This window comes from Klebsiella sp. CB_Kp196 (assembly GCF_040061575.1).
Lineage (GTDB): Bacteria > Pseudomonadota > Gammaproteobacteria > Enterobacterales > Enterobacteriaceae > Klebsiella > Klebsiella michiganensis.
Window position 1 is genome coordinate 1 of the sequence record NZ_JBEAFH010000047.1, and the last position, 26,826, is coordinate 26,826.

A 26,826-nucleotide genomic window follows, 5' to 3' on the forward strand; every position below is an offset into this window, starting at 1 on the left:
CGGATTCTGACAGTGACTCGGATTCCGACAGCGATTCGGACTCCGACAGCGACTCTGACTCCGACAGCGATTCGGATTCTGACAGTGATTCGGATTCTGACAGTGACTCGGATTCCGACAGCGATTCGGACTCCGACAGCGACTCTGACTCCGACAGCGATTCGGATTCTGACAGTGATTCGGATTCTGACAGTGACTCGGATTCCGACAGCGATTCGGACTCCGACAGCGACTCGGATTCCGACAGCGATATCGAGGCCATCCCCGATAGCAACAGCCCGGACGTTGTCGCGCTGGAAGGTAACCTGAACAACGTCAGCGGTACCAGCGGTCAACTGGTTGGCCTGACGTTACTCAGCACCGTCGATGTCTCGCTGCTGTCGGGCAATAATCTGCGCTTTAGCGTGGGTTCCGGAACCGTTGAGGATATGACGGTATCGGTGAACGGCAACTCGCTGCTGACGGCGAGCGGATTGCTGACCACTATCGTCAACCTGCTGGGAGCAGGAAATACCCTGACGGCCGATCTGTCGGTGGTGAATACGGCCACCGGCGAAGTCGTGGCGATTGCGGAAAACAGCGTCTCTATCTCGGCGAGCCTGCTTGGCGGGCTCTCCTATAACGGCACGGTCTCCTTCGCCAATCTGCCGGCGGGCGACTACACCATGGTTATCTCTGCGCCGGAAAGTAACGGCCCCCTGGTATCGTTGATCAACGCGCTGGCGGCGGCCCAGGTGGCAAGCTTCGTCAACGTGGACGTGACGGATTCCGTTGGCTACAGCGTCGGCGCCATTGAAGGTAACGTGCTGGATACCACAGCCAGCGGCGATATGCAGGATAGCGGTCAGGGCATCTCGGTCACCAGCGCGGTATCTGACTCCGTCGACGGATCGACCCCGGTTAACGTGACCAGCGCTGGCGTCAATATCACCGGGGCTTATGGGGTACTGACGATTCACTCTGATGGCAGCTATAGCTACCAGTTGACCAAAGGCGGGGCCGCTATCGGTCAATCGGATGTCTTTAGCTATACCATTACCGATGAAGCGGGCAATACCTCGACGACTAACCTGACGATTAATATCGGCGGCAACATCGAACCGGCGCAGGCCAATCCGGATGCTCAGGAAACAGATCTGACCGCGACGTTCGATACCCTCAACGGAGAAAGCGGTACCGTTGGCCAACTTGTCGGCGTCTCGTTACTTGGTTCCGTCAACGTTGGCTTACTCAACGGCAATAGTTTTGACTTTGACGTCGCCGCGGGGGCAAACGAAAAAGTGCTGCTCGCTGTCTCTGGGACCACCGGCCTGAGCCTGGGCGCGGCCCTGAGCACGTTGCTGAGCCTGCTGGGTGGCGCATCGTCCTTTACGGCGGATCTCTCTATCGTCGATAAGGCGACCGGCGAAGTGGTGCAGGTTCTGACCAACGCCGTCAACATTAATGTTAATGGACTGGGTCTCAGCCTGGGCTATAGCGGCGGCGGCTGGTCCTCAATGTTACCTTCAGGGTCGTACACAGCGGTGGTCTCTTCACCGAATACCGGCGGTCTGTTGGGCGCGCTGCTGGACCTGAACCTGGGCACCTTTGTCAACGTGTCGGTCACCGACTCTGAGGGCTATCACACCGACAGCCTGACGGGGAACGTCCTGCAAAGCGATGGCGACGGCGATGTGGCGGACACCGGGGTAAATATTAAGGTGACGAGCGTCACCGCCACCTCGGTGACCGACGCCGATCCGGTATCGGTCACCAGCAGCGGAACGACGATAGCCGGTGCCTGGGGATCGCTGACCATCCATAGCGACGGTAGCTATACCTATCAGCCGTACGGCGGAGTGAATAGCGTCGGCCAATCGGAGGTCTTTACCTACACCATAACCGACAGTCTGGGCCACACGGCGAGCACGACGCTGACGATCGATATCGACAGCCCGGCTTCGCTGGCGGTGAATGATGTCGTTGCGCTGAACGTGGCAACGGCGCTGGCAACGGTGAATGTTCCGGCGATTGACACCGCGGGGCTGAACACAAGCGGTAAGTCGACAACGGGCGGAGTATCAGCGAGTAAGTCGATTAGCTTTAGCGTGGGGGCCGATCGCGAAATGGATACCCTCTCGGTGAATGTGAACTACACCGCAAGTGGCTCGGTGGTCAATACCGTCAGGATTGACAGCACGGTCAGTATTTATCATGTGCTCGGCGACGGCAGTAAGGTTCTGGTGTGGCAGGGGGTACCGACAGAAAATCTGACCACGATTATCGGCGCAACAGCTAGCGCTACGGATACGCTAACGCTAACGGGTGTGGCATTGAGCGAAGGAAATTACGAGATGGTCCTGGCTTCGAAAGCCACCGCCACTCTGGATTCTTTCTTAACGCCAGCGCCGAATTATACGGTTGGAGCTTCTATCACCGGTACAACGTTCGATACCGCAACGCATTATACGGTGGCAGGAACCAACGTCAGCGGGAATATCCAGAACGGAAACAACTCGGGCGGTACGGAAGATTTCCATGGCGTGCTGTATGCCTCATACACCGTCGCCGGACATACTTCCTCTGGCAGTGCCGAATCCTGGACCTTCAACAGTAATGGCAGTATCACCACCAGCAACGGTAGCGCAGTAACCGGAAGCAGCGTCACAATTTACGGTGACTATGGCACCCTGACGATGGCGAATAATGGTTCTTATACCTACAGTCTGAAGGCAGGGATGGATGTGTCGACAATCACGCACAAGGAGGTCTTCGCCTACACGGTAAACGACAGCAATGGCGTTTCTTCCGCGGCGACGCTGACCATCGATCTGCATCCGCAGATTACCGGCAGCGTGAACGGCGACGATATCCACAGCACCGCTTATGACGATACCTTCACCCTGGGTATCGGGGCCGACACGGTGGTTTACAACCTGCTGGCCGATGACAATACCGGCGGCAACGGCAGCGATACCTGGAAGGATTTCTCGGTTGCGCAAGGGGATCATATCGATGTGTCGGCGCTGCTGGTTGACTGGGATGGGAACAGCAGCAGTTTGGGCAACTATGTGACCCTGAGCTACGTTGGCAATAACACGGTGGTATCCATCGACCGCGACGGCGGGGCCGGTGACCATCAATCAACAACCTTAATTACGCTGGAAGGGGTGCATATCAATTCGCTCAACGAGCTGTTTGATACAAATAACTCCAACTAATCGGCGTTATAGCGAACGGCACACGGAAGTGCCGTCCAGATTATTTATTGCGGAGGAATGAATCGGGCAGCGATCCGGGAGATAGCAGACCGTTATTTAATAAAAATAATGATGCGGAAATTATTATATCCGTTTTTTCAGTGCGTGAATTCTGAAGGGTAAATTTGATGCGTCTATTTAAACAAAAAAGGAATGTCATAACCTGCGGCTATACCGCTCTCTTTATTGCTTTGAATCCGCCGTTTTCAGGTCATGCGGAAAATTCATACTTAATGCCGAATGATATTAGCAGCCAGCGTTTAACCGATAGCCAACAGGTCGCGGGGTACAATGAAGAGATTATTAATAGCCAGACCCGAATATCCGGCCCGCTGGATATTAAAAAAGCGGTAAAAAATGCGGTCAACTGGCATCCGGCGATTACCCAGGAGGTCAGCAAACTCCAGGAAATGGCGCAGAAAGTTGACGTGGCGAAAGCCAAATATTACCCGCAAATTAGTGCGGGTATGAATAATGGTTATAGTAATACTTATTCTGATGCCGGATATACGCCATCGCTGGTCGTCTCGGTATCGCAAATGCTTTACGACTTCGGCAAAGTGTCCAGTTCGGTCAGGGCCGCCGACTCCGGCGTGGCCCAGCAGCAGGCCACCGTCATGCTGAATATCGACCAGGTCGCTCACGACACCGCCGCGGCGGTAGTGCAGGTGCAGGGCTATCAAAAGCTGGTCGACATCGCTAAAGCGCAGGTCAATTCGCTTAAACAGATTGGCGATCTTATTCGCCAGCGCAACGATGCGGGGGCGTCATCATTATCGGACGTTGTGCAGACCGATACCCGCGTGGAGGGCGCGCAATCTACGCTCCTGCAATATCAGGCGGCCCTTCAGCGCTGGAAAGCCACGCTCGCGACCTATATCGGCATCGGCGGCATTGCCACGGTGACGGATGACCTTCCGCAGGGGATGGACGCCGCCTGCGCGGTATCCAAAATCGATTACCGCTCTGTTCCGGCGGTATTAGCGGCGCTGGCCCAGGCCGGCCAGGCTCAGGCTCAGCTGGATAACGCCAACGCGCAAATGCTGCCGACGATTTCCCTTGAGCCGGAAGTCACCCATTACCTCAACGATAACTACGCCAACAGCGCGGTACTGAATAAAACGCAATACTCCGCCTGGGTGAAAGTGCAAATGCCCATCTATCAGGGCGGTGCGATGACCGCCTCCCGCGACGCCGCCCAGCAAAGTCTGGCGGCGGCGAATGCGGCGATCAAAACCGCCCAGCTGGACGCCAGCCAGAAGCTGAACGCCTCTCGCGATGAAGCGGTTAATCTTGCCCAGTCGCTGGGGATTCAGAAACGTCAGCAGCAGCTGGGTGAGCAAACCCGGGCGCTGTATCAGGATCAGTATCTTCAGCTCGGCTCGCGGCCGCTGCTGGATCTGCTCAACGTCGATCAGGAAATTTACCAGGCCAGATTTAGCCAGGTCCTGACGGAATCACAACTGCGTTCGCTGGAGCTGGACTGCCTGTTCAGCACCGGCAAGATGCGCTCGGTGTTCGCACTGGAAAAGCAAAATATCCAGGGCGTGGAGATCCGCCCATGACCTCACAAAACGAACGCGCCGGGATACCGCATTTGCTCGATTGGTCTAATGCGATTGCTTTTATTGCCAACCACTATCGACAAAGCTTTTCTCCCGGCACGCTGCATGCCGCCGCCGAGTGGGCGACGCAGAAAACCCTGCCGGAGGCGCTCCGGCACCTGGCGCGCCACGCCGGGCTAAACTGCCAGTTTTTATCTCCGGGCGATGAGAAAATGTCGGCCTGGCGGCTACCGCTGGTCGTCCAGCTGCGCGACGGGCAAGTCGCCGTGCTCGAAAGCTTTGACGTTAATAACGCCGTCGGGGTGCGGTTTGTGAAGGAGCTCGCGCTGCTCAGCTACTGCCCGCTGGAAACCCTGCTGCCGGAAATTGAAAAGACCATTGCGTTTCGCCCGTCAGCGCCGGAAAGGGATATTCGCACCGAGAGCTACCTGGCCCGCTTTCAGCCGGACTGGCTGCGCAAAATTGTGCTGAAAGATATTCGCCCCTATCTGCACGTGATGCTGGCGTCTTTTGCCATAAACGTTCTTGCGCTGAGCGGTATTCTGTTTTCGATGCAGGTTTACGATCGGGTGATCCCGGCGCAGTCTTATCCCACTCTTTATGTCCTGTTCAGCGGCGTATTGCTGGCGGCAGTATTTGCTTTTGTGCTGAAAATTATGCGCGGGCACGTCACGGATCTGCTCGGCAAACGCGGGGATATTCGCGTTTCTGACCGGGTCTTCGGCCACGCGCTGCGCCTGAAAAACAGCGCGGTACCGCGCTCGACGGGGAGCTTTATTTCGCAAATCCGCGAGCTGGAGCAGGTGCGCGAAATGATGACCTCAACGATGATGACCATCGTGGCGGATTTACCGTTCTTTTTGCTGTTTCAGGTGGTGCTGTTTATCGTCTCGCCGTGGCTAAGCTGGATTGCGCCGGTGGCGACGATTCTGATGATCCTGCCCGGCCTGCTGCTGCAGCGCAAGCTCGCGGCGCTGGCCAATAAAAACCAGCATGAAAATACCTTGCGTAACGCCATTCTGGTGGAAAGCATTCAGGGGTTGCAGGACATCAAAATGATGCAGGCGGAAAGCCGCTTTTTGCATCAGTGGAATAGCTATATTGCCATTACCGCCGAGTCGGGGGTCAAAACGCGCAGGCTCACCCACGGCCTGGTCAGCTGGGGAATGTCGGTGCAAAACCTGCTCTATGCCACGGTGGTGGTGGTCGGCGCGCCGCTGGTGATTAATGGCGACATCACCACCGGGGCGATGGTGGCGGCATCAATGCTCTCGACCCGCATGGTGGCGCCGATGACCGCGCTGTGCGGCGTACTCGCTCGCTGGCAGCAGGTGAAAACGGCGAAGGCCAGCCTTGATAACCTGATGGCGCTGCCGGTCGAAGGGGGGCAGGACGAAACCCGGGTTCACCGCGCCGTGCTGCACGGCAACTACGAGTTCCGGCAGGCGGAATTCCGCTACGGCCTTAACGATGCCGCGATCCCGCTGCGTATCAACCAGTTATCCATTAAAGCCGGCGAGAGAATCGCCATCCTTGGGCGAATCGGCGCCGGTAAATCGACCCTGCTGCAGGCGATGATGGGCAACGTCGAGCTGGTTTCGGGCGAGCTGCGGCTGGATGATTTAAGCTTGCCGCAGATCGACCTCGCGGATATTCGCCGCAACGCCACCTTGCTGACCCAGGAGGCGCGGCTGTTCCACGGCACCCTGCGTGAGAACCTGATCCTCGGGCGACCGGCGGCGACGGATGATGAAATCTTCTCGGTGCTTACCCTGTGCGGCGCGCTGGAGTTTGTGCGCAAACTGCCCCTCGGTCTTGAACACGTCATTATGGAAGGCGGGCTGGGGCTTTCAGGCGGCCAGCGGCAGTCGCTGCTGCTGGCCAGGACGCTGCTGCGCGATCCGAACATTATCCTGCTCGATGAACCGACCTCGTTTTTCGACGAGCGAACGGAAAAGGCCTTTGTGGAACAGCTGGCGCAGTGGGCCGGCGAGCGAACGATGATCATCGCCACGCATAAAGCTGCGGTGCTTAATATCGTCGATCGGATCCTGGTTATGCAGGACGGGCAGCTGGCGCTGGATAAACCCAAAGCAACGGTTTTTGAGCAAGAGAAAGCCCGCGGGCAGGTGGTGAACATATGAGTAAAATCCCCCTGATGGCCGATCACGACCCGGTGGCGCTGCTGCCGGATAGCGAAGAAGACGAGGCGAAAATTGTTAAATCGCGGCGGCTGATTCTCCTGCTGGCCGTTATGCTGCTGGTGGGCGGCATCTGGGCATGGTTCGCGGTACTGGACGAAGTTTCAACCGGTACCGGAAAAGTGATCCCCAGCTCGCGGGAGCAGGTGATACAAACCCTCGACGGCGGTATTTTAACCGAGCTGAACGTACGGGAAGGCAGCAAGGTACAAGCCGGACAGGTTGTGGCGCGCCTCGATCCCACCCGCAGCGAATCTAACGTCGGCGAAAGCCAGGCGAAATATCGCGCCTCGCTGGCGGCGAGCATTCGCTTAACCGCCGAGGTGAACAATCAGCCGCTGGCGTTTCCCGACTCCCTGAAAGCCTGGCCCGCGCTGCTGGCGGAGGAGATGCGTCTTTACCATAGCCGCAAAGAGCAGCTGAGCAAATCGACGCGCCAGCTGGATGAGTCGTTAAAACTGGTGAATAGCGAACTGGCCATCACCGAAAGGCTGGCGAAAACCGGGGCGGCGAGCAATGTCGAAGTGCTGCGTCTTCGGCAGCAGGTCGCGGATATTAGTTTTAAAAAGATCGATCTCAATACCCGCTATTTTGTTGACGCGCGTGAACAGCTGTCAAAAGCCAATGCCGACGTGGCCAGCCTGGCGGAAGTGATAAAGGGGCGCGCCGATTCGGTCACGCGCTTAACCGTCCGTTCGCCGGTGCAGGGGATCGTTAAAAATATTAAGGTCAATACGATTGGTGGGGTTATTGCGCCCAACGGCGAGCTGATGGAAATTGTTCCGGTCGATGGCCGGTTATTAATCGAAGCGCGGATTTCACCTCGTGATATCGCTTTTATTCATCCTGACCAGCAGGCGCTGGTGAAAATTACCGCCTATGATTATGCCATCTATGGCGCGCTGAACGGCGTGGTGGAAACCATATCGCCGGATACCACTCAGGATGAAGCTAAACCGGATGTTTACTACTATCGGGTGTTTATTCGCACTGACTATGATTACCTGGAAAATAAAAGCGGCAAGCGTTTTTTAATTGGCCCGGGAATGATTGCCACCGTTGATATTAAGACCGGCGAAAAAACGGTCATGGATTATTTGGTCAAACCGTTTAATCGGGCAAAAGAAGCCTTAAGGGAACGTTAATCAACGGGCGAGCTTCTTATCGGCTACGGGCCATCGCCGTTTGCGGTCCGCCAGCCCGGACAAGACGCGTTGAGCGCCGCCTCCGGGGAGTGTGCCGGGACGAGCCATCGGCGCAATATCTAAAATGGGTTTGTTTGCAGTCTCTGATAATAATTTTTAAACATTCAACGCATTCTTGAATAAACGGAGAGGGGAAGATGGCGCTAAGTGATTTACTGCAACAAGCCTGCTTTCAGGCGAAAAAATTAAAATCCACCGTATTGCCCTCTGACTATCCGGCATGGGTAATCTTCTTTAGCGTCAGCGATGGCCAATCACGCGCGCATATGCATATTTCTCGCGGTACCAGCTTCGATCTCGCGTGGCTGGCGGGGGCCAGGGCGCTGCAGGAGTGGCGTAAAAAACAGGACAGCGAACCGCAGTGGCTGCGGGTTGACGTCGTGGACAGCGTGGAAAAGCTCAGCTGGCAATCCCTCAATGAAAAATTCATGGTCACCAAGCGTAACTATTTTCGCTTTGGCCTCGCGTTTGACCCGCAGTTTAATTGCGCAATGCTCGAGCAGGAAATTGCCGGCAACGCGCTGCTCTACGATGGCGATAACGGCGTCGTGGCGCCGAATAGCGTCAATCTGGAAAACTACGCCCGGCGGCGGTTTAAACAGACGCTTAGCTGGCCGCAGGATCCGCAGCAGCCGCTCTGGCGCTTTAAAACGCAGGGGATCTTCTGCGATCGTTTTGGGACAAAAGTGATGGAGCAGAGCGGGCGAGGTTCCGGCTATCGCGTTATCGGGGAAAACTGGCAGGACGAGTGCCTCGCCGAGGTGATTAAAAAAGGCACCGATTATCTTGCCCGTCAGGTAAAGCAAGACGGCCTCTACCATTACGGCTGGTTTCCCTGTTTCGACCGCCCGGTCCGATCCTATAACGCGCTGCGCCACGCCAGCTCCACCTATTCGCTGATCGAGGGCTGGGAAGCGACCCGTCAGCCGTCGGTTCGTCAGGCGATAGACCGCGCGATTGCGTACCTGGTTAACACGCTGATTGAAGTAAGGACGCTGGACGATGGCCGCGAGGCGGCGTTTCTCTGCGACGTGGGCGATGAGATCAAGCTCGGCGGTAACGCGGTAAGTATCCTGGCGCTGGTGAAATACACCGAAACGACCGGAGACCGGCAATATCTGCCGCTGATGGCGCAGCTGGCGACCGGCATCGCCTTTATGCAGGATCCGCTCAGCGGCCAGTTTGTTCACGTATTGAATAGCCACGATCTGTCGCTGAAAGCCAAATTCCGCATCATTTATTACGATGGCGAAGCGGCTTTTGCCCTTATGCGCCTGTATGGCCTGACCAAAGCGCCGCAGTGGCTGGAGATGGTGGAAAAAGCCTTCGCCTATTTCATTAAAAATAAGCACTGGCAGCACCATGACCACTGGCTGAGCTACTGCGTTAATGAGTTAACCCGCTTTCGCCCGGAAGAGAAGTACTTTCGCTTTGGCCTGAACAACGTGCGCGATCATCTTGATTTTGTGCTGCATCGCGTCACCACCTATCCCACGCTGCTGGAATTAATGATGGCGGCGTCTGAGATGGTGACCCGTCTGGACGCTTCGCCCGAGCATCGCCATCTGCTGGCGGATTTTGACCAGCAGAAGTTCTGGCAGGCGCTGGAAGTTCGGGCGCGCTATTTGCTGAACGGCTTCTTCTGGCCTGAGCTGGCGATGTTCTTTAAAAATCCCGCACGGATCGTCAACAGCTTCTTTATTCGCCACCACAGCTACCGCGTGCGTATCGATGACGTCGAGCACTACCTTTCCGGCTTTATCGCCTATCAGAAATACCATTTAGCGGCAAAAAAGCCGCTGCTCCCGCAGGACGACGCGCCGCCTTCGAATAACGCGATCCCCGTTTTTCTGCTGGAGACGCTGCGCGACGTCGGCAACGGTATTGAGGTGGCGGCCATGCGGCGGGCGAAGCTCTTTACCGAACATTTGCGCACCGTGCCCTGGATAGTTACCGCGACGTGGAATCCCGAATTGTCCAGAGCGGTGCGGGCGCTGAAAGCACGCGGCGCGCTGCCCGAAGAGGTGCCGGTTTATAACCTCTATGAGTGGCTCAGCGATTGCTTTGAGATGAACGCGATCGCTGCGCTGGCGCCGCTGGTGGGCAATATCGAGCTCAGGCATGCCGTCAATCCCGGCGCGGATGTCGCGGTGGGTAAACACAACTTCCTGCTGCGTCCGCAGGGGAGAATCATCGAAGACTACATTGATAGCGCCGGTAATATTCTGCTGCGCAAAAGCTTTGACGAGAAAAAGGGCAACGTGCAGCTAAGCCATCTTGAAATTGCCCTGGCGGGCGGCGAAGTCAAACGCTTTGCTCAGGAAGAGGCGTTTTATGCGTGGATGCTGGAAACCCAGCTGGCGGAAAAAGGGCGCTGGCATTTTATCGTCGATAAAAATAAAACGTGGAAAAGCTTCGTCTGCTCGCGGCCCGCACAGCGCATGGGGTGTACGCTGAGCGCGATTATTCACTCCCATCATCAGCTGTCTAACGGCGCGCTGAAAAGCTCCTACCGGCATATCCTCGAACAGCCGGAGCTTGTCGATCGGCTGATTGTCCTCACCGATGAGCAGTGGCAGGACCTGCAGCTGGAGGGTTTCCCGGCCGCGCGGATGGCGGTGATCCCCAATCATCTCGATAACGGCAATATTCCGGCGAACCCGCAGAAAGCGCCGTCGCAGACGGTCATTTATCTGGCGCGCTACTCGGAAGAGAAGCAGCATGCCTTGCTGCTGAACGCCTTTCGTAAAGTGCTGACGGCGATCCCCGATGCGCAGCTGCACACCTACGGGGTCGGTCCGCTGCGGCGCAGCTTAAGCGCGCGGGTGGCGGAGTGGGGGCTGGAGAAGGCGATCCATATCAACGGCTTCACCTCCGACATCGCGCAGGCGCATAAAACGGCCTGCTGCGCGGTACTTTGTTCGACTCAGGAGGGGCAGTCTCTCTCCGCCGTGGAGGCGATGGCCTACGGTACGCCGCTGATTAGCTTTGCCATTAAGTACGGTCCGCGCGACATCCTGCAGGACAGGGAGGCGGGGATTCTGGTGCCCTGCGGCGATGAGGAGGCCCTGGCGGCGGCGCTGATCGCCGTTATCTCCGACAAGTCGCTGCAGCAAAGTATGCAGCAGGCCGCGCTGCGCAACGCCCAGCGCTACTACGGCAGCGCTATCGCCGGACGCTGGGCGGCATGGCTGCAGACAAGCGAGCGTCAGCTGGATGCCGGCGCGGAGCGCGGAAACGGGCTGGAAAAAAAGCGTCCTCGGGTGGTTAACGTTGGCTAACCGTCAGCGCCTTTTTTATTCCCGCGGCCCTCAGGCGTGGCGATGAGGCGAGTCATCGCGCTCCTTCTGGCATCCTGCTGCTGTTCGCCGCTGCTGGCGCGCGATGTGGTGCAGGTTTCCCGCTGCGTTCCCGGCTCTTTGCTTCATGCGCATCGCCTGGAAAAAGCGCACGTCGTGGATGACTTTCATATTTACTACAGCCTGCAGGGTAGGGACGCCCTGCAATATCCGCAGGATAGTACCGGCGACGGCGTGCCGGATGTCGTGAAAGACATTGCGAGCCAGCTCCAGGCTGCGAAATATCTCTACACCTCGCTGCTGGGCCTGCGCTCGCCGCTGCAGCAGAAAATTTATCGCCAGGCCCGACAGATCAACATCTACCTGCTGACGCTCCCCAAAGGTCACGGCCTGGCCTTCGATCGGGTGGCGGCAGAAACCATGGGTGACGGAACGGCGCTGCCCTGCGGCTTAAAAATTGTCCTTAACGCCGCGCTGCGGCCGGCGCGCAACATTACGCCAGCGCATGAATTATTCCATTTGTATCAATACGGCTACGGGGTTTTTAAACAGAAATGGTACCTGGAAGGTATGGCGCGCTGGATGGAAAATACCTTCAGACCCGCGCAGGAAAGAGTTGTGCCTTCATCCGGGGAGGTTGCCTGCGAGAGCAACGTTTCTCGCGGCTATAGCGCGGCCACCTTTTGGGCCAGCTATGCGCAGCAGGCGTTTGCCGCCACGCTAGTGCCGGATAACGCGCTGGCGTATCGCTATGTCGACGGCAGCCCGGTGTTTCAAACCCGGACGGTACCCGGCGGCGCGATGCTGGCGCCTTTTTTTCAGCAGCTTGCGCTCAGCAGCCGGCGCATTTCTGGTGAAATGAAGCTGCCCAATATCCGCTGGAGTGAACAGCAGCAGCGCGACGGGCGGTTCAGTCGCCTGATTTGCCAGGCGTTAGCCGCGACGGCGCAGAATAAAAAATAAGCGGTATGCATACTCATTCTGCTGGCTGCGCGGGCCCGGATTTTGAATAAAGCCTGTTCATCTTTTCCGGCAGATCAATAATATCCGTCAGGATGCCGCGCGATAAATGGATATAGCCGTCACTCTTCAGCTTCGATAATACCCGCATGATGCCGCTGCGGGACAAAAAAGAGTGGTCCATAATATAATTCACAGCGGTGATGTTATTCTTAATTGCATTTGGTTCATCAATAAGTTCGAGCAGATGGGTACGTATAATTTCGTATGCGGAGAGTTGTGATATCGTCATGCAATGGGCATAGACTTTGGCCGAACTATAATCCTGCAGCATCGCCAGCGATTGCCAGAGATGATATTTGACGACCTGCTCATGAAAAAAACGTTGTGGAATCAAAAGCAAGCGCGATGTTTCTTTCGTTTTAACATACAGATGGCGGGTATATGCCAGCTGGCAGCTGGCGCCAAAAATAAACGGTGCGCTTTCAGCATTAAGGATCATCCCATCGCTTATGCGGTTTAACGCCACGCTCCCGTCGAATAAAATGAGGCACTGTCTTTCACCATTCCGCGTCAGGCTGATGTTGCGTTTTTTGCTGATGGTGCAGGGCGTATGCTCTTTAGCGATTATCTCAATCAATTTTTCAATATGATCGGTGGGTTTCACGACTTTGCTTAAAATTTCATCGCGGAGCAGCGAGTGATTATTCCTCTTCATTGTTACCCTTTTAAAACAATGAGTTGAAAATATTATTGAATGGATATTGTACGCGTCTAATAATCAATAATATGCTTTCTGTTGGCAACTTATCGAACATTGCCAGGATTATTTTCCTGCTATAAATTACGATTTGTAATCTAAAACCTGTAATTCATATTAGTCAATATAAATTGATTTTTTTTATTGTTTTTTTAAGCCAGGTAGATCTTTTTTTGCGGCTGGTCTTTTTGCGCAAAAAGTCATGTTATTGCGCGTGAGGAATTTCTCGCTTCGTTTTTGATTTTTTAACGCGGCGATAAGCGGAGTGAGTCAGATAGGTATATGTGTTTATTAACTAAAAAAGCGCGGCGTTTATTTTTTATCCTATTTGCCGCATACGCGGCGGCAAGGAGGAGATGAAAATAGCCAACGGGGTTTTAAACCTGGCGGAATCCAGGCGTAAAACCCACAAATGACTAGTTGCGCAATCGCGGCGCCTGCAGCTGCTGGCGAATGGTTCTGGCCAGTTCGTCCAGCGACGGCTGTTCAGGATGTTCGTCGCTGGGCTCGCTGCTCAGCTGCGCTTCTGCGAGATAAGTGTGAATCGGCTGGCCATCATCGTCTTCCATCACCACATGATACCAGGGCGCAAGGCGCAGTTCGTCGTTAGCGGCGATTTCATCCTCTTCCGGCTCCGTGAGCGAGTACTCGGGATCGACATCGACGATCACGCCCAGGTAGCCCAAAAGCGTGTGGCGAACTTGTTGGCCGATACCGAATTTGCTGGCTATCATAAGCACCTCCTGGGAGACATGATTACCTGCTATATGCGGGCCGATTCTCCACTTTTCAAGTTACATGATGCGGCAAGCAAACCCTTTCAGATACAGTCCTTCGGGGTAGGTTGCTATCACCGGGTGGTCGGCAGCCTGGCGGAACTGTTCTATAAATTGTACATCACGTCCGGCATCCAGGGCGGCATCGGCAATGATTTTCTGAAATAAATCGGTGGTCATCAGGCCGGAGCAGGAGAAGGTCAGCAGGACGCCGCCGGGATTCAGGAGCTGAATCGCCAGCATGTTGATGTCCTTATAGCCGCGGCAGGCGCCCATCAGCTGGCTTTTGTTTTCAACAAACTTCGGTGGATCCATCACAATCACGTCAAACTTTTCGCCGGCGTCGCGATATTTCCGCAGCAGCTTGAAGACGTCGTCGCGGATGAACTCCGCTTTAGACAGATCCAGCTTGTTCAGCTCAACGTTCTGCTTTGCGACGTCCAGCGCCTCCTGCGAGGTGTCAACGCTGACAACCTGACGGCAGCCGCCCATCAGCGCGGATATGGCAAAACCGCCGGTATAGGAGAAGCAGTTCAGCACGCGCTTATCGGCGACGTAGCGACGGGTCGCCAGGCGGCTGTCGCGCTGGTCAAGGTAATAGCCGGTTTTGTGGCCGCCCTGAATATCTACCAGCAGCTGCATACCGTGCTCGGTAATCGGCAGCAGGGCAGGCGGCAGTTCGCCGACAACGGGCCCCTGCGCCAGCTCCAGCCCCTCTTTTTTACGCACCGCGACGTCGCTACGATCGTAGATAGCGCAGTTCGGAAACAGCGTTTGCAGCGCGCTGACAATCGACGCCCGCTGGTATTCGGCACCGGCGCTCAGCAGCTGCAGTACAAAAAAGTCGCCAAAACGATCGATGGTCACGCCCGGCAGGCCGTCGGACTCACCGGCTATCAGGCGATAGCTATCGAGCCCGTCGCGGGCCGCCAGCCACTCGCGCCAGGTTTGCGCCTGCTGCAGGCGACGTTCGAAAAAGGCGTTATCAATGGCTTCATTGCGATCGAAGCTCCAGACGCGGGCGCGGATCTGTGAAGACGGCGAATAGGCGCCGCGGGCCAGCCATTTTCCCTGCGAATCAACGATATCGATGGTCTCACCTGAACGAGCCTTACCTTCCATCCGGGCGACGGCGCCGGAGAAGATCCACGGATGGCGACGCAGCAGGGATTTCTCGCGTCCTTTGGTTAACACTAAGCGGGGGAAAATGGAGTCTGTCATGGGGCTACCTTTAAGCAACGGGAATGTCGGCACCGAAAAAATGGCGCGTAGATTAGCACATGTGGCTGAGGCAAGCACCATTCCACCGGTATCGACAAGTGAGCGTTTCGGCACAAAACGCAGGCGCTTTGGCACAATAAAAAACATGCCGGGATCTTACAGTATTTCCTCACCTTACGGAGGAAAATACGATGAAAACAGGATTGAAGGTCGCAGCCGCGATGATGGTTATTATGAGCGGGACGGTGATTGCCGCGCCGTTTAGCGTCAGCAGCGCGGATATGCGCGACGGCCAGACGCTGGCGCAGACGCACTGGTTTGGCGGTTTTGGCTGCACCGGCGGCAATATTTCACCGCAGATCGCCTGGAAAAATGCTCCGGCGGGTACCCGCAGTTTCGCGGTGACCGCTTACGATCCGGATGCGCCGACCGGGAGCGGCTGGTGGCACTGGACGGTGGTGAATATTGCCCAACAGGTGACTGGCTTAGCCGCTGGCGCCGGAGACAAAAATAACGCTAAACTGCCCGCCGGGGCGATACAGGGGCGCAATGACTTTGGCTATGCGGGTTTTGGCGGCGCGTGTCCGCCCGCCGGAGATAAACCGCATCGCTACCGCTTTACGGTATGGGCGCTTGATACCCCGACGTTGCCCATTGATGGCGAGGCCAGCGGGGCGTTAGTCGGATTTATGTTACACAGCCACGCTATCGCCAGCGCGCAGTTAACGGCGCTGGCCGGAAGATAATAAAAAGGGCGGCATGATGCGGAACATCCATTTTCACCATAACGCGTTAACGGCGGCGGAAATCACTACCCGTCGTTTATGCAAACTGCACCGCGTCACGCTGTTCTCGCCCGCGATCTGCCGGGTAAACCGCGGCAGTAAGGTCATTGTGCAGGGTGCCAGCGAGATGCTGGCAACGCCGCAGCAGCTGATTATTTTGCCCGCCGAGGTTGAGCTCGAGGTGATTAATCAGCCGGAAAACGGGCTGTTTTGCTCCGACCTGCTCTCTCTCACGCCGGAACTGCTGGCGGATTTTAAGCACCGCTATATGAGCGAGCCGCAGACCGGTCGTCTGACGTCGCTTTGCGCGCCGCTGGCGCCGGAAATGTCGTTTATGTGGCAAAGCGTCCTGCGGGCGGTACGGGAGGGGCTCAGCGCCGAGCTGCAGCACCATCAGGCGATGGGATTGCTGCTGGCGCTGTATCAGGCTGGCTACGCCGGGCCGCTGCTCAACGAGCGGCGCGAGGACATAACCGGTCAGGTCAGGCAAATTATTATGCTGTCGCCTGCCGAAGCGTGGAGCGTGGCGAAAGTGGCTAAAATGCTCTTTCTTGGCGAATCGACGCTGCGCCGTCGTTTGCAGCAGGAGTCCCGGAGCTTCCGCCAGATCGTGGAAGAGGTCCGTATGGCCTACGCGCTGGGGCAATTACAGTCGACGTCGCGACCCATTGGCGACATTGCGCAAAGCAGCGGCTACCTGTCAGGCTCGCGCTTTAGCGCCCGTTTTCGTCAGCACTATGGATTATTACCTAAGCATGTACGCTGACGGAATTTGCTATCCTCTGTATTGAGTCATTGGCCGAAAAGGGGGGAACATGGCAACGGTTTGCACGATGGCGTGGGTATACGGCTCCGTTCAGGGCGTCGGGTTTCGCTATTCGACCCAGCGCGAGGCGCTGCAGCTTGGATTAACGGGATACGCGCGCAATCTCGACGACGGCGGCGTGGAGGTTCTGGCCTGCGGAGAACCGGACCAGGTGGAGAAACTTATTGCCTGGCTGAAGGCCGGTGGGCCGCGCAGCGCGCGGGTGGACAGGGTTCTGACCGAGCCCCATCAGCCCACCAGAGAGTGGCAGAAATTCGCCATTTTGTATTAGATGCATTTAACCGGTTTAGGCAGTCCGGCGATTTTTGTCGCCTGCTTAGCCGGGCCTTTCGGGAACAGGCGGTAGAGATAGCGGCTGTTGCCTTTCTCTTCGCCAAACTTGTTCGCCATGGCCTTCACCAGCATACGAATCGCCGGTGAGGTGTTAAATTCCAGATAAAAGTCGCGCACAAAGCGCACCACTTCCCAATGCTCAACGGACAGGCTGATGCCCTCCTGCTCAGCGATAACGGCCGCCATCGCTTCGTTCCACAGGGTTGTGTCCTTCAGATAGCCTTCGCTATCGGTCTCTATTTCATTGCCTTCAAAGATAAACATGATTCTTCACATACCGCTGAAAATGGCGGCAGTGTAGCAAAAAATAAGGCCCCGCATAAGCGGGGCCTGAGTACAGACGGGGAGAGGATTAGTCTCTGCTGGCGAAGCCAAGGATGCTCAGCAGGCTGACGAAGATGTTGTACAGCGAGACGTACAGGCTAACGGTCGCGCGGATGTAGTTGGTTTCACCGCCGCGGATGATGTTGCTGGTCTCAAACAGAATGGCGCCTGAAGAGATCAGGATAAACACCGCGCTAATCGCCAGATGCAGGGCCGGCAGCTGCAGGAAAATGTTGGCAACCATACCGATAAGCACAACCACCACTCCCGCCATCAGCATTCCGCCGAGGAAGGACATATCTTTACGGGTGGTCAGTACGTAGGCCGAGCAGCAGAAGAACACCAGCGCGGTACCGCCCAGCGCCAGGCCAATCAGATCGCCCATACCCGCAGACAGGTAGGCGTTAAGCATTGGCCCCAGGATGTAGCCCAGAAAACCGGTAAAGGCGAACGCGGAAATGATACCCGTTGGCTTATTCGCGGTTTTATAGGTCAGGAACATCAGGCCGTACATACCGACCAGCGTCAGAATCAGACCCGGAGAAGGCAGCATCAGCACCGTGCTGGCCGTCGCCGTAATAGCGGAAAATGCCAGCGTCAGGCTAAGCAGGAAATAGGTGTTCCGCAGAACTTTGTGCGTGCTAAGTAGCGATGAACGGTCTCGCGACGATGTAATTATACGATCCATGAGTCACTCTCTTATGACAGATGTAATTAATAACGAAGCATAAAAAAAACAGGGCCTAAGCCCTAATGCTTTTACCCATCTTTACTCAAAGTCAGCGGGCTGAATGCAGCACATTATTCCAGGAAAAAAAGAATAAGTGGCATTTTTATTTGTTCGCCTTCCGGAGTCAGATCGAAATCTGATAACTCACTGAAAAATATTGCGTTATAGCCATTCTGCGACTAACTCTGGAGAGGGTACTCACGAAGCGTAACAAAGGCAAGGGATATGAAAACACAAAAATATAATCACATCACAAGCGTACTGGTGGCCGTCGGTCTGTTCTCCATGGTCATCCCGGCGCTGGCCGCTCAGGTACCGCCGGGAACGGCGTTGGCCGAAAAGCAAGAACTGGTCAGAAATAACGGCAGCGAACCGTCGTCGCTGGATCCGCATAAAGTGGAAAGCGACGTTGAAAACAACATTATCAGCGATCTTTTTGAAGGGCTGGTCAGCGTATCGCCAGCAGGAGAGATTGAGCCCCGGCTGGCGGAGAAGTGGGAGAATAAGGACAACACCGTCTGGACGTTCCACCTGCGTCCCGGGGTGACCTGGTCCGACGGTACGGCGATTACGGCGCAGGATATTGTCTGGAGCTGGCAGCGTCTGGTGTCGCCGCTCACGGCGTCGCCTTACGCGAGCTATCCCGGCAATATGCATATCGTCAACGGGGCAGAGATAGCGCAGGGCAAAAAAGCGCCCGAGACGCTGGGCGTCAAGGCGCTGGATGATGCCACCTTCGAGGTGACCTTAACTCAGCCGAATGCGGCGTTTTTGGCGATGTTGGCGCACCCGTCTCTGGTTCCGCTCGATAAAGTGCTGATATCGCGCTACGGCGACAAATGGACCAAACCGGAGCATATGGTGACCAGCGGGCCCTATAAGCTGTCGCAGTGGGTGGTGAATGAGCGCATTGTGGCCGAGCGCAATCCGCGCTACTGGGATAACGCGCATACGGTCATCAATAAGGTGACCTACCTGCCGATAAGTTCTGAAACCGCCGACGTCAACCGCTATAAGGCGGGAGAGATCGATATTGTGTATACGGTACCGATTAATCAGTTTGCCCAGCTCAAAAAAACCATGGGCGATCAGCTGGATGTTTCGCCGCAGCTGGCCACCTACTATTACGAATTCAACACCACCCGGCCGCCGTTTAACGACCCCCGCGTACGACGGGCGCTCAATATGGCTCTCGATAAAGACATTATCGCGGAGAAGGTGCTGGGGCAGGGGCAGCGTCCGGCCTGGCTTATCAGCCAGCCTGACATCGGCGGGGTAAAGCTGCACAATCCAGAGTACGCCAGCTGGCCACGCGATAAGCGTATCGCCGAGGCGAAAAAGCTATTAAGCGAAGCCGGGTATAATGAGACCCATCCGCTGGTCTTTAATCTGCTCTATAACACGTCCGAATCTCACCAGCGAATTGCCATCGCCGCCAGCTCAATGTGGAAAAAGAACCTTGGCGTTGAGGCGAAGCTGCAAAACCAGGAGTGGAAGACCATGCTCGACGCCATGCATACGCATAATTTTGACGCCGTGCGCTACGCGTGGATAGCCGACTATGACGACGCCGCGACGTTTCTCAATAACTTCCGCACCGGCGACAGTGAAAATACCAGCCAGTACAGCAACCCGGCCTACGATGAGGCGCTGCGCAATGCGGCAAAAGCCTCTGACACGACGGCACGGGGCAAGTTCTACCAGCAGGCGGAGGATCTGTTAGGTCAGGATGTCCCGGCCATTCCGGTCTATCACTACGTGCGCACCCATCTGGTCAAGCCATGGGTAGGGGGATTTACGCCGGATAAGCTGGGGTATTACTACACCAAAGATATGTACATCAAAAAACATTAACGCGAAGAGGGCGGTTTGCGCTGAAAATCTGCGCAAACTGCCTGAATTTCAGACGAATAACGCGTTTTTGTTTAATTTTAAGGCAGTTGAATAAATTGGTGCTTTACAGCCTGAACAGAGGTGTTTATAGTGCGCCTCATTGGAAGCGTGGCCGAGCGGTTGAAGGCACCGGTCTTGAAAACCGGCGACCCGAAAGGGTTCTAGAGTTCGAATCTCTACGCTTCCGCCAAATTCTAAATAAAATCAATAGCTTGAAGAATGATTTTGATTTTATGGTACATAGAGTGATGTAAAAAAGCCCGTTTATACGGGCTTTTTTACATCTAAAGTCCGTCCTTTGCTCAATAAATATCCTTTCAGTAGCAATGCCCCCTTTTCAGGTAAGAGGCATTACTGTAAGTCGATACCTATGGTAAAGATACTTTGTTATTAGTGCCCATCAATATGCTACTTTGTGATGGTAAAAATTCCCCTTTATTTTCATCTCTTCCTTGTAATAATATTTTTGCATCATCTTTATTATAGTCACGAACGGCTTTAGCTGATAGCTCACCGATAATAGTGTCAGATGAGCGTAGCCGGTTAATAATAAGAACACACTTTGTGTCATTAAAGTCGGACATCATGTTTTGATCTCCTTCGCTATCGCCAGCAACTAATATTGGTCCTGTATTTTTGTAATGTTGTTGTATAAATTTCTTTATAGTTTCGGTTTTACCTTTACCTTGCGTCTGGGGATAGTATGGATCGAGGCTGTGAGTCAATCTACCTTCTTTATCATATAAGGGATGCATTGCATAGACATGAGACTCAGGAACAGAAAAACCATATTTTCCTGTAGTAACGATGCTTTTTATCACATCTAAAGCTGAAGCGGAAATGACATAAACATCAACACCTGCCTGCTGTAGGTTTTTATATAATGTCTGCATTTCTGGGATCAGCCTGAATCCGTTTTTCCATGTTACTGATACGATACCAGCTCGGCCTGCCATATCTGCCGGGCTTACCCATGTCACCTTTCCGATAGGCTGGTTATTTTGCCACTCAATAGTATCGTGCACTAAATCAGCTACTTCTTTTTTGGACATGCCAGAAAAAAGATACGTCACCCATGGATAAGATACCTCATGGTCGAATGACCCACCTATTGCATCATATAAATATCTCATTTTCACTATAAAATTCATATAATTGGAATTTTTTTTAATTTCATCAAGCGTTTTATTACCCGCAAATCCGCTGTAATTATTGTATAGCCATGTGTAGCTATCAATAATGTCTTGACCAATGAGGTTTATATTAACCGGTTGATGATTTTTATTATTATAATCCGAGTTAAAGTTTGAAGGCGGTATATCTTTGTAAATTATCTGTTTCAATATCTCAGGTTTCATCGAAAATTTAAGGTTTTCTAGTTGATAGATAAGCGTTGCCTCTTCGATATCCAGAAAAGCTGTTGTGTTGTCAAAATCAAAAACAGCATATAAAGAATGCGCAGGCTTCTGCTTTGCTTCTTGAATGAGCCTGTCAATTTTTCTTGAGTTGAACTCGTCCCAATTGCCGGTAACTATTTGCTTTTGTTGGGGAATTGTAGTTTCTAAATTTTGTGACACTTGATTTGTGTTACTGGCACTGGCCGTTGTTCCATATACTCCAAAAAATACGGATAGTAGTGCATATATTATTGTCATTTTCATGATTAATTCCTTTTTTAGGGTGCATTACCATCTGTAGCAAAAAGTAAAAGCTAGCTATATCAAAAATTGGCATCCTGATCATGAATGTGATGGTTATCATATTTTATGAATATATGAAAATGGTGAGGGAGTAAGCCAGAATTATCTACAGAGAAATGTTTAGTATGACAAGGTAGCAGGTCAAAAACAGTTCGAACTATCTCCGAGTGTTATTTTAATGTCACTTATCTATCTACGGCTAGTCCTGATGGTTCTTTTGCTTTCTTCGGCATCGTGCAATCCTGTCATACAAACCCCGAGCTATTTAATCGCTCGGGGTTTTTTCTTATGTGCCGCTATTCAGTATGCCATTCGGTTGAGTAACCCGCTCTGGCCGTTTGAAGCTGACAGGTGCGGTTCCCTTCGCAAAGTCCCCCTCATGCGCTGTTGAGGGGGGCGGGCTCAGAAGATATTGATGCTGTAGCCGACGATAAACTTCACGTCGTTACGATCGGTTTTATAGTTGCTGTCTGTCGCCCGGAAGAGCGCCGGGAGCAGGGTAAAGGAGAGGCCTTTCGCCATGCCGTCCGCCACCTGATAGCGAGCGGAAAGATCGAACGACACCATGCTCCCGTCGTACTTTCTCGTCGAACCGGTTTTACTGACATCGCTAACCACGTGCCAGCCGTAGGTTCCGGCACCGCCCAGGGTTAACTCCGGTAGATTAAGATCGGCAAAGTTATAACTCACGCCAAAACGAACCGCGCGGGCGCCGGAAACGTTAAAGTCTTCCAGCTGCGACAGCGTCGGCTGATAATCACGCTTATCGGAGTTCGCCCACGGGGTTAAGCGGAAGTTGTAATCTCCGGTGTTCGGGGCGTAGTTCTGACTATAGCCAAGGGACCACACGGTGTTGTCGTGGCTCAGGTTAAAACCAACCCCCACATAATATTCCGTTGCAGGATCTTTAATTTTCGACAGATCTTCAATGTAGCGCGCGCCCTGGTAGAAGAGCTTACTCTGCAGGGAGACATCCTTTGTCAACGTATCGTGACGCTCTACCTGTGCCTGCCAGTTGCGACGGTAGCCTTTACCTTCGCCATAGCCCACGTCAAGCACGGTACTGCCAAAGTTATAGACTGCGCCCACCGTGTGAATGTAATCGATGATTGCACCGGCTTTAATGGTTTTGCCGTTGTCATCGAGTCCGGCGGCGTTGTTCTGGTGCCAGGCCGTGGTCATCGGTTTAAAATCACGGCTCCAGTCGTTCTTGAAGCGGTCGGCCCAGGCGTAGGTCAGCCTCAGTTTGTCGAGGGTCAGGGCACTGTCAAACCCGCGAAAAGCGTGAGGGTTGAGGCCCCAGCTGCTTTTTACGGTACCGGAGTTAATGGGGGTATAGCCCGCGGCCAGCTTGAAGTTGGTGCCTGCATCGCCAAGGTTGAGCTTGAGTGCGGCAACCGACACGCTCATGTAGGACTTCTCGCACGGGCTGAACTTGCCCGGCTCGCCGCAATCGTAGTCGTAGTAAAGGATCTCCGACTGACCGACGGTATGCCCGAGCTTAATGTTGGCGTTGCCCCAGAAATCAAAGCCAATAACGTCCTGGTAATAGCCTGAAATATAGCTAATTGCCACGTTACCGGTCTGGTTCTGGATCCCGGCTGGACCCAGTCCGTATTTACCGGTCGCGGGGTCTTTTACAGCACGATGACGAATATATAGTGAGGTATTGAGATTTAATTTGCCTTCATCATAAAACGCTTTCTCAAACTGAGAAGGCGCTTCATAATCCGTTTCTTCTTCCGCAAAGGCATCTGCGGCAATAAAAAGAAACAGCGGTGTACACAGAGAAACTCTGAGTCTATGACTTGTCATTATTATATACCTTATAAAACCATGTATTATAGGGCGAGGGGATGTACTGCTTATTTAAAACTCGTGTTATTTATGAGCTCCGGGATTTGCGCACCGTATTTTTCGAGAAGATATTCATTATGTTTTGCGGAATTCGCAATGTTACCGCTCAAAAATACCGGCAGAGATTTATTTTCACTCCCCAGGTTCGCTATGATTTCCGCGAACAGGGTGTGCATAATAAACAGCCCGGTCATTGAGGAAACCGGCGCGAACGGCGTTGCATGCTCCGTAAGGGAAAGCACCGCATCACCGATGGGCACCTGGTTATCAATGGCGACATCCACGCAGTCCCGCAGCTTAAGGCCAGCCTTGTGCTTCGACGGTTGGGTCTCGGCATACAGAAAGCTGGTCAGCGCCAGGGTAAATGCCCCGTGCTGTTTTGCCCAGAGCGCTGCATCGACCGGAGCGGGGTTAATCCCGGAAGTTGAGATAACAATCAGCGCATCTTTACTGGTGATCGAGAATCTCTCCAGGTGCTCAGCAATATAGTCATTCTGTTTTTCATAATATGATGAGGCCGCCGCCCCCTGATGTAACATTAAAGGTTCGATAAATATTGGCCGAACCGGGGCGATTCCTCCGGCACGATAAAATACATCTTCAGCGAAAATATGTGAGTGGCCGCAGCCGAAAATATAAATTACACCTCCCTGGTTAATGATTTTTGCCAGTTCCACGGCGGTGGAAGTGATTTTATGGCTTTGCTGTTGAGTAATGTCGTTAAGTTTTTTCTGGACGATATCTAAATAGCTCTGAATCATTGTCATAACCAGTATCCTGACCATTGTGGTTGGTAGACTCGGTATAACGCTTCCATATAGAAGTAATCTCCCCAGAGATTACATTCATCGATGCCTTTACCGAGGGCATAGGCGTAAACACCATGTTTAAGTAAGCCTTCGCAGACATCATCATCGCGGGCAGACGCGCCGCGCATTAATGCCAGCAGACACTGACGCGCCAGTTTCTGGTAACCGGCATCCGGAAAGTGCTTATGCGCTTCCAGCAGGCCGCAGACCGCAATCGCCAGCGCGGAGCTGTCTTTCGGGGCGTCCGGATCTGCAGCCAGCAGCAGATCCCAGGCGGGAACGCCGTCCTCCGGCAGGTAGCGGAAGAAATACTCGCAGGCCTGCTGCCACCGTTCGTAGTGGTCGGTTTCGCCGGTAGCCGACCAGTGAAGCGGGATGCCGAGAATGGCCCACGCCTGGCCGCGGGCCCAGCAGGAGTTATCGCTGTAGCCCTGAAAGGTTTTCCCGTGCGAAGGCGCACCGCTTGTCTGGTCAAAATAGAAGGTATGGAAAGTGGAGCCGTCTTCGCGAAAAATGTTGTTGATGACCGCCGCATAGTGGCGTTCAGCCACTTCCCGATAACGTGATTCACCGCTGATCTTTGCCGCCACGTGGAGCAGGGGAAGGTTAATCAATGAATCGATAATAAGCCGGTACTCCTGCGGGTCGTTAAGCGTCCCCCAGGCCTGGATAAAACCGGCGCTGTGGTGAAAACGGTTTACCAGCAGATCGGCCGCCGCCAGAATAAGCGGGGTTAGCGCTTCGCGCTCCGTCAGTTTCCAGTACGCGACTGCCGACAGGCTATAAAGGAAGCCGATATCGTGGTGATCGAGGACGTGGTGCGCCGCCAGGCGGGCTTTAAAACTCGCCACATTGCGTTCAACGCCGTCCAGGTAGGCGCGATCGCCGCTGAACTCCCAGGCCATTGCCTGCATCCCGGTCCAGAATCCGTTGGTCCAGTCGTTATTCTCTTTCAGAACGTAGCGATTATGGATCGTGCAGGCTGAGGGGAATTTCTCGCCGTACAGACCCATGTTACGCGCGATGCGTCGCGCGCACGCCGTCAGCTCATCCCGACAGGCGTCGGGCGTGAGGGCAGAAAAGGGCAGCGGTGTGAGGCGATTCGACAGACTCTCTTTCATGATTTTTCCCTACAGCGTGAATACGCGCTCTTTGTACTGACTCATCAGCATGTCGTTGTATTCTTTACCGCCGGGCAGATTGATGCTGCGCATCACCGGCGGCGCGATACCTTGTTCCAGCAGCATCTCGATGCAGCGGATCACCACGTTATTGATGATGAAGGCCGCAGACAGCGAGGACACCGGACCGGTCATGATGTTGCCGTTATCCATACTTAGCGTGCAGTCACCGGACGGGCAGCCGTTATCGAGAGTGACATCGGCATAGTCGCGAATGCTCTCGCTCGTTGGCGTCGACTCACCGGCGTAGCGGGTGATAACCACCAGCTTCAGCCCCCTCTCTTTGACCTTGCGTGCCAGCTCAACGTGCAGCGGTTTAGTGCCGGAGTTGGAGATAATCACAAAGCAGTCTGACTCGCGCAGATCGAGCAGCCCGGAGAAGATGTCGCCAATCCCTTTCAGCGAATCAAACCAGCCGGTTGGCCCATAGAACTGGTCAATGGCTTTGGTATTGACCAGGCCGCCCGCACGACCGGCCAGCTCAACCGCCGCGGCAAACGAGTGGCCGGATCCAAAGCCGTGAATAATGCCGTTGGCTTTGACGCACTCGGCAAACAGCGCCGCCGCCTGCTCAACTTCAGCGCTCTGAGTAAGAAACACCTGATTCAGCGTCGCTAAAACATGCTGATAATACTGCTGCTGATGTGGTGACATCCCTTATCCCTTATCGGCTTTTAAAAACGTGGTGATACAGGCGTTCGGCTCTTCCGGCGTCATCTGCGCCGTCACCGCCACGCCTTTTTCCAGCAGCGCGTTGATGGCCGCGATCTCAGCATCGTTGACGCTGACCGAGCGTTTGATCTGGCGGCGATCGTCTTTGTTGGACATATTGCCGATATTGAGCTGGGGGAGGGCAATTCCGGCGTTCATCAGCTTCAGCGCCAGCTCCGGGGTCTTCAGCAGGATCAGTACGCGCTGACCGTCGTAGTTGCCGGCGAGGATATTGGCGCTGGCTTTCTCAAAAGAGAGAATAGAGGTGTTGCAGCCTTCCGGGGCTGCACTGCGCAGCAGCATTTTCTCTACCTCGTTTGCAGCTACGGCGTCGTCAATCACCATAATACGGTTGGCGTTGAAGTGGCTTACCCAGCGGGTGGCCACCTGGCCGTGGATCAGCCGGTCATCGACACGAATATGCACAATACCTTTCATGATAAATTCCTTA

Annotated in this window: 21 protein-coding genes and 1 tRNA gene; 11 read left to right on the forward strand and 11 right to left on the reverse strand. The window is 54.3% G+C overall.

From position 1 onward, the window contains the following. From ABLU87_RS15320 to ABLU87_RS15345, 6 genes are all read left to right on the forward strand, one after another. On the forward strand, nt 1-3,200 hold a 3,200-nt coding region (locus ABLU87_RS15320), incomplete at its 5' end, for a type I secretion C-terminal target domain-containing protein (RefSeq protein WP_348866036.1). A 167-nt stretch (nt 3,201-3,367) separates the two neighbouring features. Beyond that, nucleotides 3,368-4,804, forward strand: a complete 1,437-nt coding sequence (locus ABLU87_RS15325; RefSeq protein WP_025106164.1) for a TolC family outer membrane protein — start codon at nt 3,368-3,370, stop codon at nt 4,802-4,804. Continuing rightward, nucleotides 4,801-6,948, forward strand: coding sequence for a type I secretion system permease/ATPase (locus tag ABLU87_RS15330; protein ID WP_122116870.1), 2,148 nt, complete (start codon nt 4,801-4,803; stop codon nt 6,946-6,948). Before ABLU87_RS15325 ends, ABLU87_RS15330 begins: the two co-directional genes overlap by 4 nt. After that, entirely contained in the window at nt 6,945-8,150 is a 1,206-nt protein-coding gene (locus ABLU87_RS15335) for an HlyD family efflux transporter periplasmic adaptor subunit (RefSeq protein ID WP_122116869.1), read from the forward strand. The genes ABLU87_RS15330 and ABLU87_RS15335 overlap by 4 nt, the downstream gene beginning before the upstream one ends. 197 nt (nt 8,151-8,347) lie before the next feature. Then, nucleotides 8,348-11,491, forward strand: a complete 3,144-nt coding sequence (locus tag ABLU87_RS15340) for a glycosyltransferase (protein WP_122116868.1) — start codon at nt 8,348-8,350, stop codon at nt 11,489-11,491. 42 nt (nt 11,492-11,533) lie between these two features. Next, entirely contained in the window at nt 11,534-12,472 is a 939-nt protein-coding gene (locus tag ABLU87_RS15345; protein WP_048263197.1) for a peptidase, read from the forward strand. A gap of 13 nt (nt 12,473-12,485) precedes the next feature. Here the strand turns inward: ABLU87_RS15345 and ABLU87_RS15350 are convergent, their stop codons facing one another. The 3 genes from ABLU87_RS15350 to rlmI form a co-directional block, all read right to left on the reverse strand. Beyond that, complete coding sequence (locus ABLU87_RS15350; protein ID WP_032749730.1) at nt 12,486-13,187, reverse strand: helix-turn-helix domain-containing protein; 702 nt, start codon at nt 13,185-13,187, stop codon at nt 12,486-12,488. 458 nt (nt 13,188-13,645) lie between these two features. Beyond that, on the reverse strand, nt 13,646-13,963 hold the full coding sequence (hspQ, locus tag ABLU87_RS15355; protein ID WP_009651933.1) for a heat shock protein HspQ: 318 nt from the start codon (nt 13,961-13,963) through the stop codon (nt 13,646-13,648). Between the two features lie 60 nt (nt 13,964-14,023). Further along, a complete protein-coding gene (gene rlmI, locus ABLU87_RS15360; protein WP_009651924.1) occupies nt 14,024-15,226 on the reverse strand; it encodes a 23S rRNA (cytosine(1962)-C(5))-methyltransferase RlmI in 1,203 nt (400 codons plus the stop codon). Between the two features lie 191 nt (nt 15,227-15,417). On the opposite strand from rlmI, the gene ABLU87_RS15365 reads away from it, so the two are divergent. Genes ABLU87_RS15365 through yccX form a run of 3 tightly spaced genes read left to right on the forward strand, consistent with a single transcriptional unit; the run spans nt 15,418 to nt 17,108 of the window. After that, nucleotides 15,418-15,972, forward strand: a complete 555-nt coding sequence (locus ABLU87_RS15365; RefSeq protein WP_014228676.1) for a YbhB/YbcL family Raf kinase inhibitor-like protein — start codon at nt 15,418-15,420, stop codon at nt 15,970-15,972. Between the two features lie 16 nt (nt 15,973-15,988). Further along, nucleotides 15,989-16,777 (forward strand): helix-turn-helix domain-containing protein, encoded by a 789-nt coding sequence (locus ABLU87_RS15370; protein ID WP_014837988.1) that lies wholly within the window; start codon nt 15,989-15,991, stop codon nt 16,775-16,777. 49 nt (nt 16,778-16,826) lie between these two features. After that, nucleotides 16,827-17,108, forward strand: coding sequence for an acylphosphatase (gene yccX / locus ABLU87_RS15375; RefSeq protein WP_004849561.1), 282 nt, complete (start codon nt 16,827-16,829; stop codon nt 17,106-17,108). Here yccX and tusE read toward each other — a convergent pair. Next, nucleotides 17,105-17,434: a sulfurtransferase TusE gene (tusE, locus tag ABLU87_RS15380; RefSeq protein ID WP_004849563.1), complete on the reverse strand. Its 330-nt coding sequence runs from the start codon at nt 17,432-17,434 to the stop codon at nt 17,105-17,107. The genes yccX and tusE overlap by 4 nt on opposite strands. A gap of 88 nt (nt 17,435-17,522) precedes the next feature. Continuing rightward, on the reverse strand, nt 17,523-18,182 hold the full coding sequence (yccA, locus tag ABLU87_RS15385; protein ID WP_004100829.1) for an FtsH protease modulator YccA: 660 nt from the start codon (nt 18,180-18,182) through the stop codon (nt 17,523-17,525). 267 nt (nt 18,183-18,449) lie between these two features. On the opposite strand from yccA, the gene ABLU87_RS15390 reads away from it, so the two are divergent. Both ABLU87_RS15390 and ABLU87_RS15395 read left to right on the forward strand, forming a co-directional pair. Beyond that, nucleotides 18,450-20,078, forward strand: a complete 1,629-nt coding sequence (locus ABLU87_RS15390; RefSeq protein WP_122116867.1) for an ABC transporter substrate-binding protein — start codon at nt 18,450-18,452, stop codon at nt 20,076-20,078. Nucleotides 20,079-20,219: 141 nt separating this feature from the next. Then, a tRNA-Ser gene (locus ABLU87_RS15395) sits at nt 20,220-20,307 on the forward strand. Nucleotides 20,308-20,485: 178 nt separating this feature from the next. Here the strand turns inward: ABLU87_RS15395 and ABLU87_RS15400 are convergent. From ABLU87_RS15400 to ABLU87_RS15425, 6 genes are all read right to left on the reverse strand, one after another. Further along, a complete protein-coding gene (locus tag ABLU87_RS15400) occupies nt 20,486-21,778 on the reverse strand; it encodes a haloacid dehalogenase-like hydrolase (protein WP_122116866.1) in 1,293 nt (430 codons plus the stop codon). Nucleotides 21,779-22,219: 441 nt separating this feature from the next. Further along, on the reverse strand, nt 22,220-23,632 hold the full coding sequence (locus tag ABLU87_RS15405; protein ID WP_049083500.1) for an OprD family outer membrane porin: 1,413 nt from the start codon (nt 23,630-23,632) through the stop codon (nt 22,220-22,222). A 50-nt stretch (nt 23,633-23,682) separates the two neighbouring features. Next, the gene (locus tag ABLU87_RS15410) at nt 23,683-24,459 is read right to left on the reverse strand and encodes an SIS domain-containing protein (RefSeq protein ID WP_224233260.1); all 777 of its coding nucleotides are present in this window, start codon (nt 24,457-24,459) and stop codon (nt 23,683-23,685) included. Next, complete coding sequence (locus ABLU87_RS15415) at nt 24,438-25,604, reverse strand: glycoside hydrolase family 88 protein (RefSeq protein WP_080528662.1); 1,167 nt, start codon at nt 25,602-25,604, stop codon at nt 24,438-24,440. Before ABLU87_RS15415 ends, ABLU87_RS15410 begins: the two co-directional genes overlap by 22 nt. A gap of 9 nt (nt 25,605-25,613) precedes the next feature. Beyond that, a complete protein-coding gene (locus tag ABLU87_RS15420) occupies nt 25,614-26,318 on the reverse strand; it encodes a sugar isomerase domain-containing protein (protein ID WP_048263181.1) in 705 nt (234 codons plus the stop codon). 3 nt (nt 26,319-26,321) lie between these two features. Beyond that, nucleotides 26,322-26,813: a PTS sugar transporter subunit IIB gene (locus tag ABLU87_RS15425; protein WP_025106174.1), complete on the reverse strand. Its 492-nt coding sequence runs from the start codon at nt 26,811-26,813 to the stop codon at nt 26,322-26,324. Nucleotides 26,814-26,826: the final 13 nt, after the last annotated feature.

Coding starts and splice junctions, on each gene's coding strand:
- ABLU87_RS15340 (WP_122116868.1), top strand. CDS start 8,348: ATGGCGCTAAGTGATTTACTGCAACAAGCCTGCTTTCAGGCGAAAAAA.
- tusE (WP_004849563.1), bottom strand. CDS start 17,434: ATGTTTATCTTTGAAGGCAATGAAATAGAGACCGATAGCGAAGGCTAT.
- ABLU87_RS15365 (WP_014228676.1), top strand. CDS start 15,418: ATGAAAACAGGATTGAAGGTCGCAGCCGCGATGATGGTTATTATGAGC.
- ABLU87_RS15390 (WP_122116867.1), top strand. CDS start 18,450: ATGAAAACACAAAAATATAATCACATCACAAGCGTACTGGTGGCCGTC.
- ABLU87_RS15350 (WP_032749730.1), bottom strand. CDS start 13,187: ATGAAGAGGAATAATCACTCGCTGCTCCGCGATGAAATTTTAAGCAAA.
- yccA (WP_004100829.1), bottom strand. CDS start 18,182: ATGGATCGTATAATTACATCGTCGCGAGACCGTTCATCGCTACTTAGC.
- ABLU87_RS15325 (WP_025106164.1), top strand. CDS start 3,368: ATGCGTCTATTTAAACAAAAAAGGAATGTCATAACCTGCGGCTATACC.
- ABLU87_RS15400 (WP_122116866.1), bottom strand. CDS start 21,778: ATGAAAATGACAATAATATATGCACTACTATCCGTATTTTTTGGAGTA.
- ABLU87_RS15405 (WP_049083500.1), bottom strand. CDS start 23,632: ATGACAAGTCATAGACTCAGAGTTTCTCTGTGTACACCGCTGTTTCTT.
- ABLU87_RS15370 (WP_014837988.1), top strand. CDS start 15,989: ATGCGGAACATCCATTTTCACCATAACGCGTTAACGGCGGCGGAAATC.
- ABLU87_RS15425 (WP_025106174.1), bottom strand. CDS start 26,813: ATGAAAGGTATTGTGCATATTCGTGTCGATGACCGGCTGATCCACGGC.
- ABLU87_RS15330 (WP_122116870.1), top strand. CDS start 4,801: ATGACCTCACAAAACGAACGCGCCGGGATACCGCATTTGCTCGATTGG.
- ABLU87_RS15415 (WP_080528662.1), bottom strand. CDS start 25,604: ATGAAAGAGAGTCTGTCGAATCGCCTCACACCGCTGCCCTTTTCTGCC.
- ABLU87_RS15410 (WP_224233260.1), bottom strand. CDS start 24,459: ATGGTCAGGATACTGGTTATGACAATGATTCAGAGCTATTTAGATATC.
- ABLU87_RS15345 (WP_048263197.1), top strand. CDS start 11,534: ATGAGGCGAGTCATCGCGCTCCTTCTGGCATCCTGCTGCTGTTCGCCG.
- yccX (WP_004849561.1), top strand. CDS start 16,827: ATGGCAACGGTTTGCACGATGGCGTGGGTATACGGCTCCGTTCAGGGC.
- ABLU87_RS15335 (WP_122116869.1), top strand. CDS start 6,945: ATGAGTAAAATCCCCCTGATGGCCGATCACGACCCGGTGGCGCTGCTG.
- rlmI (WP_009651924.1), bottom strand. CDS start 15,226: ATGACAGACTCCATTTTCCCCCGCTTAGTGTTAACCAAAGGACGCGAG.
- hspQ (WP_009651933.1), bottom strand. CDS start 13,963: ATGATAGCCAGCAAATTCGGTATCGGCCAACAAGTTCGCCACACGCTT.
- ABLU87_RS15420 (WP_048263181.1), bottom strand. CDS start 26,318: ATGTCACCACATCAGCAGCAGTATTATCAGCATGTTTTAGCGACGCTG.